Here is a 15,479-nt window from a genome sequence, read left to right as displayed (position 1 = left end):
TTGTTTTTAGCGTATCTGACGATTACTCGTCGTTACCGCCAAGGTTGCCTGCGTTCAGCAGCTCTGCCAGGCTGGCAGTTGCATCTTCAGCAGTAACCTGAGGCACAACAGGCGCTTCGCCCGCTGCACGACGGCGCATACGATCCTGGTGGTACGCATAACCTGTACCCGCTGGGATCAGACGACCGACGATAACGTTCTCTTTCAGGCCGCGCAGTTCGTCACGTTTACCCGCAACAGCTGCTTCGGTAAGCACACGAGTTGTCTCCTGGAACGATGCCGCGGAGATGAAGGACTCGGTTGCCAGAGAGGCTTTGGTGATACCCAGCAGATCGCGTGAGAAGGTCACGTTAATCTTGCCGTTCGCTTCCAGTTCGCGGTTAGCGATCTTGACGCGAGAGTATTCAGCCTGCTCACCTTCCAGGAAGTCAGAACCACCAGCGCTGACGATAGTTGCTTTACGCAGCATCTGACGCACGATGACTTCGATGTGTTTATCGTTAATCTTAACGCCTTGCAGACGGTAAACGTCCTGCACTTCGTTGGTGATGTAACGAGTCACAGCATACACGCCACGCAGACGCAGAATGTCATGTGGAGATTCTGGACCATCGGAAACAACGTCACCACGCTCAACACGTTCGCCTTCGAACACGTTCAACTGACGCCATTTCGGAATCATCTCTTCGTAAGCATCGCTGCCGTCGAGTGGAGAGATTACCAGACGGCGTTTGCCTTTGGTTTCTTTACCGAACGAGATGATACCGCTGATTTCAGCAAGGATCGCAGGCTCTTTCGGACGACGTGCTTCGAACAGATCCGCAACGCGTGGCAGACCACCGGTAATATCCTTGGTACCGCTGGATTCCTGTGGAATACGCGCCAGGGTATCACCCGCACTGATCTGAATGCCATCTTCTAACTGAACAATTGCTTTACCCGGCAGGAAGTACTGCGCGGACATATCAGTACCAGGGATCAGTACGTCATTGCCTTGGGCATCAACAATTTTCAGAGATGGACGCAAGTCTTTACCACCAGCGGTACGTTCTGCAGAATCCAGAACAACCAGAGATGACAGACCTGTCAGTTCATCGGTCTGACGAGTAATGGACTGGCCATCAACCAGGTCAGTAAAGCGGATGAAACCACTTACTTCGGTGATGACTGGCATGGTGTGTGGATCCCAGTTTGCTACGGTTTCGCCCGCCGCAACTTGCTCGCCATCACCTTTACCCATTACCGCACCGTAAGGAACTTTATAGCTCTCTTTAGTACGACCGAATTCGTCGATCAGTTTCAGCTCGGTGTTACGAGAAGTGACTACCAGTTTACCGGCAGAGTTCACAACCGACTTCGCGTTGCTGAGCTTGATGCTACCTTTGTTCTTAACCTGAATGCTTGATTCAGCAGCAGAACGAGATGCCGCACCACCGATGTGGAACGTACGCATCGTCAGCTGAGTACCGGGTTCACCGATGGACTGTGCCGCGATAACCCCGATTGCTTCACCTTTGTTGATGATGTGGCCACGCGCCAGGTCACGACCATAGCAGTGCGCACATACGCCGAAGTCAGTTTCGCAACCTACAACGGAACGTACTTTCACGCTATCAACAGAGTTAGCTTCTAACAGGTCACACCATTGCTCATTCAGCAGGGTGTTACGCGTTACCAAGATATCTGCAGTACCCGGTTTCAGGACATCTTCAGCCGTTACACGACCCAGTACGCGATCGCGCAGTGGTTCTTTAACGTCGCCGCCTTCGATAACCGGAGTCATCGTGATACCTTCGAGGGTGCCACAATCGTCTTCGGTAACAACCAGATCCTGTGCAACGTCAACCAGACGACGCGTCAGATAACCGGAGTTCGCAGTTTTCAGTGCGGTATCCGCCAGACCTTTACGAGCACCGTGCGTGGAGATGAAGTACTGGAGTACGTTCAGACCTTCACGGAAGTTCGCGGTGATTGGCGTTTCGATGATGGAGCCATCTGGCTTAGCCATCAGACCACGCATACCTGCCAACTGACGAATCTGTGCCGCAGAACCACGAGCACCGGAGTCGGCCATCATGTAAATGCTGTTGAAGGAAACCTGTTGCTCTTCTACGCCGTCACGGTTAATAACGGATTCAGTTTGCAGGTTGTCCATCATCGCTTTGGATACACGATCGTTCGCCGCAGCCCAGATATCGATAACTTTGTTATAGCGTTCGCCCGCTGTAACCAGACCAGACTGGAACTGTTCCTGAATTTCAGCAACTTCTGCTTCTGCTTCAGAAATGATTTCAGTTTTCTTCGCAGGGATGACCATGTCATCGATACCAACAGAAACACCTGAACGTGCCGCATAGGCAAAGCCGGTGTACATAGTTTGGTCAGCAAAGATTACGGTCGGTTTCAGACCCAAAATGCGGTAACAAGTGTTCAGCATTTTAGAGATCGCTTTCTTACCCAACGCCTGGTTGATGATGGAGTAAGGCAGACCTTTCGGCACGATCATCCACAGAATCGCACGACCAACGGTGGTGTCGATTAAGCTGGTTTTCGCAACGAACTGTTCGTTTTCATCTTTTTCATATTCGGTGATACGCACTTTTACACGCGCATGCAGAGAGGCCAGACCTGCGCGATAGATACGCTCAGCTTCTTTAGGGCCAGTCAGCACCATGCCTTCGCCTTTGGCGTTAACACAGTCACGGGTCATGTAGTACAGACCCAATACAACGTCCTGAGAAGGAACGATGATTGGCTCGCCGTTCGCTGGTGACAGGATGTTGTTGGTAGACATCATCAGGGCACGCGCTTCCAACTGAGCTTCAAGCGTCAGCGGAACGTGTACTGCCATCTGGTCACCATCGAAGTCGGCGTTATATGCCGCACAAACCAGCGGGTGCAGCTGGATAGCTTTACCTTCGATCAGTACCGGTTCAAATGCCTGAATACCCAAACGGTGCAGGGTTGGTGCACGGTTCAGCAGTACCGGGTGTTCGCGGATAACTTCGTCCAGGATATCCCAAACGACAGCTTCTTCGCGCTCAACCATTTTCTTCGCAGCTTTAATGGTGGTAGCAAGACCACGCAGTTCCAGCTTGCCGTAGATGAACGGTTTGAACAGCTCCAGTGCCATTTTCTTAGGCAGACCGCACTGATGCAGACGCAGGTATGGACCTACGGTGATTACAGAACGACCGGAGTAGTCAACACGTTTACCCAACAAGTTCTGACGGAAACGACCCTGTTTACCTTTGATCATATCGGCCAAAGATTTCAGAGGACGCTTGTTAGAACCGGTGATAGCACGACCGCGACGACCGTTATCCAGCAGGGCATCTACCGCTTCCTGCAGCATACGTTTTTCGTTACGTACGATGATATCTGGCGCAGCCAGATCCAGCAGACGTTTCAGACGGTTGTTACGGTTGATCACGCGACGATACAGATCGTTCAGATCTGAAGTTGCGAAACGACCACCATCCAGCGGTACCAGTGGACGCAGATCTGGCGGCAGAACCGGCAGAACTGTCAGGATCATCCACTCTGGTTTGTTACCAGATTGAACGAACGCTTCCAGCAGTTTGATACGCTTGGTCAGCTTTTTACGTTTGGTTTCGGAGTTGGTTTCGTTCAGCTCTTCGCGCAGAGTTTCACACTCTTGCTCCAGATCCATGTTTTTCAACAGGGCCTGAATAGCTTCCGCACCCATCTTCGCATCGAATTCGTCACCGAACTCTTCCAGCGCATCCAGATACTGCTCTTCAGTCAGGATCTGACGACGCTCGAGGTTGGTCATACCGCCTTCGATAACCACATAAGATTCGAAGTACAGTACACGTTCGATATCACGCAGTGGCATATCCAGCAGCAAGCCGATACGAGACGGCAGTGACTTCAGGAACCAAATGTGTGCAGTTGGGGAAGCCAGTTCGATGTGACCCATGCGCTCACGACGCACTTTAGTTTGGGTTACTTCAACGCCGCACTTCTCACAAATTACACCACGGTGTTTCAGGCGCTTGTACTTACCGCACAGGCACTCATAGTCTTTTACTGGCCCAAAAATACGAGCACAGAACAGACCGTCACGTTCTGGTTTGAACGTACGGTAGTTAATGGTTTCCGGCTTTTTAACTTCACCGAAAGACCAGGAACGGATCATGTCTGGCGATGCCAGAGCAATTTTGATCGCATCAAACTCTTCGGTCTTAGTTTGCGCTTTCAGAAACTTTAATAAGTCTTTCACGGATTGGCTCCCGTCGGAGTTAGCACTCTGTGATGCCCGACTTTAACAGCCGGGCACCCTGGACCTTTTGAGCAACGATTACTCGTCTTCCAGCTCGATGTTGATACCCAGCGAACGGATCTCTTTCAACAATACGTTGAAGGATTCCGGCATGCCTGGTTCCATCTGATGGTTACCATCCACGATGTTTTTATACATCTTGGTACGGCCATTAACGTCATCAGACTTAACAGTCAGCATTTCCTGCAGAGTATAGGCAGCGCCATATGCTTCCAGCGCCCACACTTCCATCTCACCGAAGCGCTGACCACCGAACTGAGCCTTACCACCCAGCGGCTGCTGAGTAACGAGGCTGTAAGAACCGGTAGAACGCGCGTGCATTTTGTCATCAACCAAGTGGTTCAGTTTCAGCATGTACATGTAACCTACGGTTACTGGACGCTCAAACTGCTCACCGCTACGGCCATCGAACAGTGTAATCTGACCGGAAGTCGGCAGGTCACCCAGTTTCAACAGCTCTTTGATTTCCGACTCTTTTGCACCGTCGAATACCGGAGTAGCAATCGGCATACCTTTTTTCAGGTTCTCAGCCAGACGCAGAACTTCATCATCGCTGAAGGTGTTCAGGTCAACTTTCTGACGAACATCTGAACCCAGGTCATACGCTTTCTGGATAAATTCGCGCAGCTTGGAAACTTCTTCCTGCTTTTTCAGCATGGCGTTGATTTTCTCGCCAATGCCTTTCGCAGCCATACCCAGGTGGGTTTCCAGAATCTGACCGATGTTCATACGAGATGGTACGCCCAGCGGGTTCAGTACGATGTCTACCGGCGTGCCGTTTTCATCGTAAGGCATATCTTCGATCGGGTTGATCTTGGAGATAACACCTTTGTTCCCGTGACGACCTGCCATCTTGTCACCAGGTTGGATCTGACGTTTAACGGCCAGATACACTTTAACGATTTTCAGCACGCCTGGTGCCAGATCATCGCCCTGAGTGATTTTGCGGCGCTTAGCTTCAAGTTTCTTCTCAAACTCGTGCTTCAGCTCGTCGTACTGCTCTGCCAGCTGTTCCAGCTGGTTTTGCTTCTCTTCGTCAGTCAGACCCAGTTCCAACCAGCGATCGCGTGGCAATTTGTCGAGCTTCTCAGCTTCAACGCCGCCAGCAACCAGCACAGCATGGATACGAGCAAACAGACCAGCTTCAAAGATCTGCAGTTCTTCAGTCAGGTCTTTCTTAGCCTGCTTCAGCTGCATCTCTTCGATTTCCAGCGCGCGCTTGTCTTTTTCCACGCCATCGCGGGTAAAGACCTGCACATCGATAACGGTACCGGAAACGCCGTTTGGTACGCGCAGAGAAGAGTCTTTAACGTCAGACGCTTTCTCACCGAAGATTGCACGCAGCAGTTTTTCTTCTGGCGTCAGTTGGGTTTCACCTTTAGGCGTTACCTTACCAACCAGAATGTCACCACCGGTCACTTCAGCACCGATATAAACGATACCGGATTCATCCAGTTTGGAGAGAGCCGCTTCACCTACGTTCGGGATATCGGCAGTGATCTCTTCAGGCCCCAACTTGGTGTCACGAGACACACATGCCAGTTCCTGGATGTGAATAGTTGTGAAACGATCTTCCTGAACAACACGCTCGGATACGAGGATGGAGTCTTCGAAGTTGTAACCGTTCCACGGCATGAACGCTACGCGCATGTTCTGGCCAAGCGCCAGCTCACCGAGGTCGGTAGACGGACCGTCTGCCAACACATCGCCACGTTCAACTGGCTCACCCAGAGACACACAAGGCATCTGGTTGATACAGGTGTTCTGGTTAGAACGGGTGTATTTGGTCAGGTTGTAGATGTCGATGCCTGCTTCACCAGCCAGCATTTCGTCTTCGTTAACTTTGATAACGATACGAGAAGCATCCACGTACTGAACAGTACCGCCACGTTTAGCAACCGCAGTAACACCTGAGTCAACGGCAACAGCACGTTCCATACCAGTACCAACTAACGGCTTATCAGCACGCAGAGTTGGAACGGCCTGACGTTGCATGTTCGCACCCATCAATGCACGGTTGGCGTCATCGTGTTCCAAGAACGGGATCAGGGACGCACCGACGGAAACCACCTGTTGGGTGGAAACGTCCATGTAGTCAACCTGGTCGTTGCTGAACAAGCTTGATTCGCCTTTGCTACGGCACGTTACCAGGTCGTCTACGAAACGGCCTTCTTCGTCCAGGTTGGTGTTCGCCTGGGCAATAACGTAGTTACCTTCTTCGATAGCAGAAAGGTAATGAATCTCGTCAGTCACAACACCGTCAACAACGCGACGATACGGAGTTTCTAAGAAACCGTATTCGTTAGTCTGTGCATATACAGACAGGGAGTTGATCAGACCGATGTTCGGACCTTCAGGTGTTTCGATTGGACATACACGACCGTAGTGAGTTGGGTGTACGTCACGTACTTCGAAGCCTGCACGTTCACGGGTCAAACCACCCGGGCCGAGTGCGGAGATACGACGCTTGTGCGTAATCTCAGACAACGGGTTGTTCTGGTCCATAAACTGAGACAGCTGGCTGGAACCGAAGAACTCTTTAACCGCAGCAGAAATAGGCTTGGCGTTGATCATATCCTGAGGCATCAGGGTATCGAGATCGCCCAGAGACAGACGCTCTTTCACCGCACGCTCTACACGTACCAAGCCAACGCGGAATTGGTTTTCCGCCATTTCGCCTACGGAACGGATACGACGGTTGCCGAGGTGGTCGATATCATCCACTTCGCCCTGGCCGTTACGGATACCGATCAGCTTGCGCATAACTTCGATGATGTCGTCTTTGCTCAGGATACCTGAACCTTCAATCTCATCACGCAGCAGAGAACGGTTGAACTTCATACGACCAACCGCAGACAAGTCATAGCGGTCTTCGGAGAAGAACAGATTCTCGAACAGGTTTTCAGCCGCTTCGCGAGTTGGTGGCTCGCCAGGACGCATCATGCGATAGATTTCAACCAGCGCGCTCAGGCGATCGTTGGTTGGGTCGACACGGATGGTCTCAGAAATGTATGCGCCGTGATCCAGATCGTTGGTAAACAGCGTTTCGATACGCTTATGACCACACTGGCTCAGTTTAGCCAACAGATCCAAAGACAGTTCCATGTTCGCCGGGCAAATCAATTCGCCAGTTGATGCATCAACGTAGTCTTTAGCCGCGACTTTACCAGCAATGTATTCAACCGGAACTTCGATAAGCTTGATATCGTCTTTTTCCAGCTGACGAATATGGCGCGCAGTAATACGACGGCCTTTTTCGACATAGATTTTGCCGTCAGCTTCGATGTCAAAGGATGCAGTTTCGCCACGCAGGCGTTCTGGCACCAATTCCATTTGCAGCTTGTTGTCACGGATTTCGAAATTAACTTTCTCAAAGAACAGATCGAGAATCTGCTCAGTGGTGTACTGCAATGCACGCAGAATAATGGTCGCTGGCAGTTTGCGGCGACGGTCAATACGTACGAACAGGTTGTCTTTCGGGTCGAATTCGAAATCCAGCCAGGAACCACGGTAAGGAATGATACGTGCGTTATACAGTACCTTCCCTGAAGAGTGGGTTTTACCTTTGTCACTATCAAAGAACACACCTGGGCTACGGTGTAACTGAGAAACGATAACACGCTCAGTACCGTTGATAACGAAGGTGCCGTTATCTGTCATGAGTGGAATTTCACCCATGTAAACTTCTTGTTCTTTAATATCTTTAACGGTGCCTTCCGGCGCTTCACGTTCGTAGATCACCAGGCGCAGTTTTACACGCAGCGGAGCAGAATACGTCACGCCACGGATCTGACACTCTTTGACATCAAAAACGGGTTCGCCAAGACGATAGCTGACGTACTGCAGTTCTGAATTGCCACTGTAGCTCTGGATTGGGAACACGGAACGGAAGGCTGCTTCCAGACCGTACTGCCCTTCAGGATCTTGCTCGATGAACTTCTGGAACGAGTCAAGCTGGATAGAAAGGAGATAAGGAATGTCCAGAACTTGTGGACGTTTTCCAAAATCCTTACGAATACGTTTTTTCTCGGTATAGGAGTAAACCATAGGGTTCCTCAGCTCGCTGACAAGTCGACCCATCTGCCCGACAAGGGGACAGTTTATGCAACACTATTTTGTGGACCGGAAAGTGGAACACTTTCCGCAATACCTGTTTCTATCACTCTTAAACCATTTCGCTACGCTTTACCCCGGAACTCCCGATGTAGAAAGTCGCAGTATATTAAGGCGTCGATAGAGACAAACATTGAAAGGAAACCAGCAGTCAAACAGTGTGAAATGCTACTGGTACCCTACAGCGCAAAAAGGCTGGTGACTAAAAAGTCACCAGCCATCAGCCTAATTTCTCAGGCTGCAACCGGAAAGGTTGGCTTATTTAACTTCAACTTCAGCGCCAGCTTCTTCCAGAGATTTTTTCAGAGCTTCTGCGTCATCTTTGCTCACGCCTTCTTTCAGCGCAGCTGGAGCGGATTCAACCAGGTCTTTAGCTTCTTTCAAGCCCAGGCCAGTTGCGCTACGTACTGCTTTGATAACGGCAACTTTGTTAGCGCCAGCAGCTTTCAGAATAACGTCGAACTCAGTTTTTTCTTCAACAGCTTCAGCTGGGCCAGCAGCAACAGCTACAGCGGCAGCAGCAGAAACGCCGAATTTTTCTTCCATTGCAGAAATCAGTTCAACAACATCCATTACAGACATAGCTGCAACTGCTTCAATGATTTGATCTTTAGTGATAGACATAACAATTGTTCCTGAAAATCAGAATAAGTTTATACGTAAGCAAATGCGTTAGAAAGAAAAGCGCTATTAAGCAGCTTCTTTCTGATCGCGTACAGCAGCCAGAGTGCGAACCAATTTGCCTGCAGAGGCTTCTTTCATGGTTGCCATCAGGCGTGCGATTGCTTCTTCGTAAGTTGGCAGAGTTGCCAGGCGATCGATCTGGGCCGCCGGGATCAGCTCACCTTCAAAGGCTGCAGCTTTAACCTCGAATTTTGCATTCGCTTTAGCGAATTCTTTGAACAGACGAGCAGCAGCGCCCGGGTGTTCCATAGAATATGCAATCAAGGTTGGACCAACAAACGTGTCTTTCAGGCACTCGAACTGAGTACCTTCAACTACGCGGCGCAGCAGGGTGTTACGAACAACACGCATGTAAACGCCAGCTTCACGACCTGCTTTACGCAGTTCAGTCATTTTACCTACGGTAACGCCACGGGAATCCGCAACAACCGCAGACAGCGCACCTTTGGCTACTTCGCTGACTTCAGCAACAATCGCTTGTTTGTCTTGAAGATTTAAAGCCATTAGCTTTGCTCCTGGATATTAGCCGGGGTTTCCCCCGGAACTCACTTCATTCATTACCAAAACGATAATGAACGTCGACATACGGTGAGCAGAAACAAGCCAAAGACTATCAAAAATATTCTTCAGGTTCTGTCACCGTCTACGCAGGGAATTAAGTTTCTTGCGAAACTCCTGCGGTCTTGGACGGAGGCCTGGATAAGGCCAGGCTCCAACCGAAAATTCTGTGTGCCCCACATAGCAAGGCAACGGGCGTAAGATTTTAGACCAATCTAACGCCCGCGTAAAGCAGCGATTATTAGTTCGCCACCGCGTTCAGACCAGACTGGTCGATCGCAACACCTGCACCCATAGTGGTAGACAGGCTAACTTTCTTAATGAAAACGCCTTTAGCTTGAGTTGGTTTAGCTTTTTTCAGCGCAACCAGCAGAGCTTCCAGGTTTTCTTTCAGTTTGTCAGTGTCAAAATCCACTTTACCGATGGTGGTGTGAATGATGCCGTTTTTGTCGTTACGGTAACGAACCTGGCCAGCTTTAGCGTTCTTAACAGCTTCAGCAACGTTAGGAGTTACAGTACCAACTTTCGGGTTAGGCATCAGGCCACGTGGACCCAGAACCTGGCCCAGCTGGCCAACAACGCGCATTGCATCTGGAGATGCGATAACAACGTCAAAGTTCATTTCGCCTTTTTTGATCTGGTCAGCCAGATCTTCCATACCTACCAGCTCAGCGCCAGCAGCTTTAGCTGCTTCAGCGTTAGGGCCTTGAGCAAATACGGCTACGCGAACTGAACGGCCAGTACCGTGCGGCAGTACAGTTGCACCACGTACGTTCTGGTCAGATTTACGAGCGTCGATGCCGAGGTTTACAGCAACGTCAACGCTTTCTACGAATTTAGCAGTGGCCAGCTCTTTCAGCAGAGCAACGGCTTCGTTGATGTCATACTGTTTAGTTGCATCAACTTTGTCACGGATCACGCGCATGCGCTTGGTCAGTTTAGCCATTTCTTAATCCTCCACTACCAGGCCCATGGAACGAGCAGTACCTTCGATGGAGCGAGTCATCGCTTCAACGTCAGAACCAGTCATGTCCGCAGCTTTGGTTTCTGCGATTTCACGCACCTGAGCACGGGTCACTTTACCCACTTTGTCTTTGTTCGGCTTACCGGAACCAGACTTGATACCTGCAGCTTTCTTCAACAGAACAGCAGCCGGTGGAGTTTTAGTAACGAAAGTGAAAGAACGGTCAGCGTAAACGGTAATTACAACCGGAATTGGCAGACCTTTCTCCATGGAATCAGTTTTTGCGTTGAACGCTTTACAGAATTCCATGATGTTAACACCCTGCTGACCCAGAGCTGGACCAACTGGTGGACTTGGGTTCGCCATACCAGCTGCAACTTGCAGCTTGACGTAGGCTTGTACTTTCTTAGCCATCTTAATTTCCTCTAGTGGGTTATAACGCCTTACACAATGAAGGCTCCCCGTGAATAAATCGTTTTATGCGTACATGACGCATAAAAACAAAAGGCGCGAAATTGTAGTTCAATCTCGCGCCTTGTGCAACGAATAATCGCTGCTTTTACAAGCTAATTATTAGGCTTTCTCTACCTGAGCAAAATCCAGCTCAACCGGTGTAGCACGACCAAAGATAGATACAGAAACCTTCAGGCGGCTCTTTTCGTAATCTACTTCTTCAACTACACCGTTAAAGTCAGCAAATGGACCATCGCTAACGCGAACCATCTCGCCTGGCTCAAACAGCGTTTTCGGACGCGGCTTATCACCAACCTGCTGCAGGCGGTTCATAATCGCATCAACTTCTTTGTCGCTGATTGGCGCAGGACGGTCAGAAGTACCGCCGATGAAACCCATCACACGCGGAACACTGCGCACAAGGTGCCAGCTCGCGTCGTTCATAACCATCTGGACCAGAACATAGCCCGGGAAGAATTTACGTTCGCTTTTGCGACGCTGGCCACCACGGATTTCGACCACTTCTTCGGTCGGAACCATGACTTCACCAAACAACTCTTCCATGTTATGCAATTTGATATGCTCACGCAGCGATGTTGCTACGCGGCCTTCAAAACCGGAAAACGCCTGAACGACGTACCAGCGCTTTTTAGGGGCTTCAGACATCTTAGAACCTCAGGCCAGTAATAAAAGAAACCAGGCGGACAAGAATACCATCCAACCCCCACAAAATCAGTGACATTACAGCTGTAACAGCCGCCACGATTAAGGTGGTGTGTAAAGTCTCCTGGCGAGTCGGCCAAATCACTTTACGAACTTCGGTTCTCGCTTCACGCGCAAAAGCAACAGTAGCTTTGCCTTTCGTCGTTAGCAGCGCGACACCACCCGCCGCAGCAATCAGAACAACCACTGCCAGGGCACGCAGAGGCAGAGTCACATCTCGATAAATGTAGTTGCCCACGATCGCCACAATAAGCAGAGCAGCAACTGCCAGCCATTTCATCGCTTCCAGGCCGCGCCCGCTTCCTTGAGCTTCGGTATTCGCACTCATAAACCAACCCGTCACAATAATTCAGACAAACATTTTTGCCCCGCATATGCGAGGCAAAACCAAACCGAATGGCTCTTCTCAGGCACTATTCGGTATAACGCCATCTTCAGAGCCTGTCTCAGCAATGATTATGAGTAAAAAATCACTGATGAGCCAGGTTCTGGATAGAGAGCGTACAAAAAGGGCATCAAATGATGCCCTTTTCTTGCGCGTTGCGTCAAATGTTATCAGCGATTAAGCGATAACTTTAGCAACAACGCCCGCACCTACAGTACGGCCGCCTTCACGGATTGCGAAACGCAGACCGTCGTCCATCGCGATTGGGTGGATCAGGGTAACAACCATCTGGATGTTGTCGCCCGGCATTACCATCTCTACGCCTTCTGGCAGTTCGATGGTGCCAGTCACGTCAGTTGTACGGAAGTAGAACTGTGGACGGTAGCCTTTGAAGAACGGAGTATGACGGCCGCCTTCATCTTTGGACAGGATATAAACTTCAGATTCGAACTTGGTGTGTGGTTTGATTGAGCCCGGCTTAGCCAGTACCTGACCACGTTCGATTTCTTCACGTTTGATACCACGCAGCAGAACACCTACGTTCTCACCAGCACGGCCTTCGTCCAGCAGTTTGCGGAACATTTCAACGCCAGTACAGGTTGATTTAGCTGTATCTTTGATACCAACGATTTCAACTTCTTCGCCAACTTTAACGATACCGCGCTCTACACGACCGGTAACAACGGTACCACGACCGGAGATGGAGAATACGTCTTCGATTGGCAGCAGGAATGGCTTATCAATCGCACGCTCTGGCTCAGGGATGTAAGAATCCAGGTGACCTGCCAGTTCGATGATTTTCGCTTCCCACTCTGCTTCGCCTTCCAGCGCTTTCAGAGCTGAACCACGAACGATTGGCGTATCGTCGCCCGGGAAGTCGTACTGAGACAGAAGTTCACGAACTTCCATTTCAACCAGTTCCAGCAGCTCTTCGTCATCAACCATGTCACATTTGTTCAGGAACACGATGATGAAAGGAACGCCAACCTGACGACCCAGCAGGATGTGCTCACGGGTCTGTGGCATCGGGCCATCAGTCGCAGCAACAACCAGGATAGCGCCGTCCATCTGAGCAGCACCGGTGATCATGTTTTTAACGTAGTCGGCGTGCCCTGGGCAGTCAACGTGCGCGTAGTGGCGAGTCGGGGTGTCATATTCAACGTGGGAAGTGTTGATGGTGATACCACGAGCTTTTTCTTCTGGCGCGTTATCGATCTGGTCGAATGCACGAGCAGAACCACCGTAGGTTTTAGCCAGAACGGTAGTGATTGCTGCAGTCAGGGTAGTTTTACCATGGTCAACGTGGCCGATAGTACCGACGTTGACGTGCGGTTTTGTACGTTCAAATTTTTCTTTAGACATCGACTGTCCCTCTAAGACACGGATAAATCGGTGATATCACCACATCAACCAGGCTAAAGCCTGAATTTGTTGAATTCATTAACAGAAGAGAAACAGGGAGGAGAAAGGAAGTGGTGCTGATAGGCAGATTCGAACTGCCGACCTCACCCTTACCAAGGGTGCGCTCTACCAACTGAGCTATATCAGCACATCTGGAGCGGGCAGTGGGAATCGAACCCACATCATCAGCTTGGAAGGCTGAGGTAATAGCCATTATACGATGCCCGCATCCTGGAACTCGGCTACCTGCTTGTATTCTGTATTGAACCTGAGGAGAGGCTCCTCAGTATTCGAGTCGACTCGTTGGATCTCGTCGCCTCTGGCTTCGTATAGCGTCGCCTAAAATGGTGGTGGGGGAAGGATTCGAACCTTCGAAGTCGATGACGGCAGATTTACAGTCTGCTCCCTTTGGCCGCTCGGGAACCCCACCAAGCACTTGATGGTGCCGACTACCGGAATCGAACTGGTGACCTACTGATTACAAGTCAGTTGCTCTACCTACTGAGCTAAGTCGGCATCAAGTAGCGCGCATTCTAGGAAGACATGGTCCGCGATGCAACAAAAAAATTAAAGAAAATGCACTACCGCTTACATTTTGCGCGATAACTCGTAAAACTGGTGGATTAATCAACTTTTCAGCGTGCTTTTTGTACTTCAAGTGGAGGAAAAATGTAGGCAACCGAAAATGGGATCTATAAAAAGTGGCCCAATCGCCATATATAGAGGACCACAATAATGTGATACTTTCGGCTGAAAGCTTCACTGGTATCTTTTTTTCTTATTATTATGACCCATCTGGTGTTACCCTCCTGCCCATTGTGAAAAGTAAGATACGTTGCACGCCTTTGATTACCTGAGATGAGTAACCTTTTCTCAGCCTGCGTACTACGTTCATTTTTGTCCTGAATTACAGGCAGAAGCATGCTTATGAGTAATAAAGAGCAAATGTTGACGACTCCTTATATGCAGTTTAACCGCAACCAGTGGGCAGCCCTGCGCGACTCAGTACCGATGACACTGACTGAAGGTGAAATCGCGCGGTTGAAAGGTATAAATGAGGATCTCTCTTTAGAAGAAGTGGCGGAAATTTATCTGCCGCTTTCGCGTCTAATGAACTTTTATATCAGTTCAAACCTGCGTCGGCAGGCAGTTTTAGAGCAATTTCTTGGTACCAATGGGCAACGCATTCCGTACGTCATCAGTATTGCCGGAAGTGTCGCGGTAGGTAAAAGTACCACAGCTCGCGTATTACAAGCCTTGCTTAGCCGCTGGCCTGAACACCGTCGCGTAGAGTTGATTACGACTGATGGTTTTTTGCATCCGAATAAAGTGTTGAAAGAACGCGGTCTGATGAAGAAAAAAGGATTCCCACAATCCTACGATATGCACCGTCTGGTGAAGTTTGTGTCAGACATTAAATCAGGTGCATCCAATGTGACTGCCCCGGTTTACTCTCACCTTATTTATGATGTGATTCCTGAAGGTGATAAAACAGTAGCTCAGCCTGATATTTTAATTCTTGAAGGGTTAAATGTTTTGCAAAGCGGCATGGATTATCCACACGATCCTCATCATGTATTTGTGTCGGATTTCGTCGATTTTTCAATTTATGTCGATGCACCTGAAGAGTTGCTGCAAGACTGGTATATCAAGCGGTTCCTTAAGTTCCGCGAGGGCGCATTTACCGATCCTGATTCGTATTTCCACAGCTATGCAAAACTTTCAGAAGAAGAAGCTGTTAATATTGCAATGCAACTTTGGAAAGAAATCAACTGGTTGAATTTAAAAGAAAATATCCTACCAACCAGAGAGCGCGCGAGTCTGATTATGACGAAAAGTGCTAATCATGAAGTTGAGTGCGTACGTCTCAGGAAATAAAATAAAGGGGGGTA

The 15,479-nt window shown here is 49.7% G+C and carries 10 protein-coding genes and 4 tRNA genes; 1 reads left to right on the top strand and 13 read right to left on the bottom strand.

Annotated elements, in window-relative coordinates; all coding sequences use genetic code 11:
- Positions 1 to 22 precede the first annotated feature (22 nt).
- The 13 genes from rpoC to AB1E22_RS10615 form a co-directional block, all read right to left on the bottom strand.
- Entirely contained in the window at positions 23 to 4,246 is a 4,224-nt protein-coding gene (gene rpoC / locus AB1E22_RS10675; protein ID WP_367595297.1) for a DNA-directed RNA polymerase subunit beta', read from the bottom strand.
- Between the two features lie 78 nt (positions 4,247 to 4,324).
- Entirely contained in the window at positions 4,325 to 8,353 is a 4,029-nt protein-coding gene (gene rpoB, locus AB1E22_RS10670) for a DNA-directed RNA polymerase subunit beta (RefSeq protein WP_367595296.1), read from the bottom strand.
- Between the two features lie 324 nt (positions 8,354 to 8,677).
- The gene (rplL, locus tag AB1E22_RS10665) at positions 8,678 to 9,043 is read right to left on the bottom strand and encodes a 50S ribosomal protein L7/L12 (protein WP_183273243.1); all 366 of its coding nucleotides are present in this window, start codon (positions 9,041 to 9,043) and stop codon (positions 8,678 to 8,680) included.
- A gap of 66 nt (positions 9,044 to 9,109) precedes the next feature.
- Positions 9,110 to 9,607: a 50S ribosomal protein L10 gene (rplJ, locus tag AB1E22_RS10660; RefSeq protein WP_034461803.1), complete on the bottom strand. Its 498-nt coding sequence runs from the start codon at positions 9,605 to 9,607 to the stop codon at positions 9,110 to 9,112.
- A gap of 295 nt (positions 9,608 to 9,902) precedes the next feature.
- Positions 9,903 to 10,607, bottom strand: coding sequence for a 50S ribosomal protein L1 (rplA, locus tag AB1E22_RS10655; protein ID WP_367595295.1), 705 nt, complete (start codon positions 10,605 to 10,607; stop codon positions 9,903 to 9,905).
- Between the two features lie 3 nt (positions 10,608 to 10,610).
- Complete coding sequence (rplK, locus tag AB1E22_RS10650; protein ID WP_064541401.1) at positions 10,611 to 11,039, bottom strand: 50S ribosomal protein L11; 429 nt, start codon at positions 11,037 to 11,039, stop codon at positions 10,611 to 10,613.
- 159 nt (positions 11,040 to 11,198) lie between these two features.
- Entirely contained in the window at positions 11,199 to 11,744 is a 546-nt protein-coding gene (nusG, locus tag AB1E22_RS10645) for a transcription termination/antitermination protein NusG (protein WP_002438628.1), read from the bottom strand.
- Position 11,745: 1 nt separating this feature from the next.
- Positions 11,746 to 12,129 carry a preprotein translocase subunit SecE gene (secE, locus tag AB1E22_RS10640; protein WP_367595294.1) on the bottom strand — a complete coding sequence of 128 codons (384 nt, stop codon included), beginning with the start codon at positions 12,127 to 12,129 and terminating at the stop codon, positions 11,746 to 11,748.
- A gap of 234 nt (positions 12,130 to 12,363) precedes the next feature.
- Positions 12,364 to 13,548, bottom strand: coding sequence for an elongation factor Tu (gene tuf / locus AB1E22_RS10635; protein WP_367594800.1), 1,185 nt, complete (start codon positions 13,546 to 13,548; stop codon positions 12,364 to 12,366).
- Between the two features lie 111 nt (positions 13,549 to 13,659).
- Positions 13,660 to 13,735 (bottom strand) — tRNA-Thr (locus tag AB1E22_RS10630).
- 5 nt (positions 13,736 to 13,740) lie between these two features.
- Positions 13,741 to 13,815, bottom strand: a tRNA-Gly gene (locus AB1E22_RS10625).
- Positions 13,816 to 13,932: 117 nt separating this feature from the next.
- Positions 13,933 to 14,017: transfer RNA gene (locus AB1E22_RS10620), tRNA-Tyr, on the bottom strand.
- A gap of 10 nt (positions 14,018 to 14,027) precedes the next feature.
- Positions 14,028 to 14,103 (bottom strand) — tRNA-Thr (locus AB1E22_RS10615).
- Positions 14,104 to 14,514: 411 nt separating this feature from the next.
- On the opposite strand from AB1E22_RS10615, the gene coaA reads away from it, so the two are divergent.
- The gene (gene coaA / locus AB1E22_RS10610; RefSeq protein WP_367595293.1) at positions 14,515 to 15,465 is read left to right on the top strand and encodes a type I pantothenate kinase; all 951 of its coding nucleotides are present in this window, start codon (positions 14,515 to 14,517) and stop codon (positions 15,463 to 15,465) included.
- Positions 15,466 to 15,479 lie beyond the last annotated feature (14 nt).

Origin of the sequence: Buttiauxella gaviniae, assembly GCF_040786275.1 — a bacterium.
Classification (GTDB): Bacteria; Pseudomonadota; Gammaproteobacteria; order Enterobacterales; family Enterobacteriaceae; genus Buttiauxella; species Buttiauxella gaviniae_A.
Note: the sequence above shows the minus strand (reverse complement) of the source record. Positions and strands in the feature narration are given on the sequence as shown.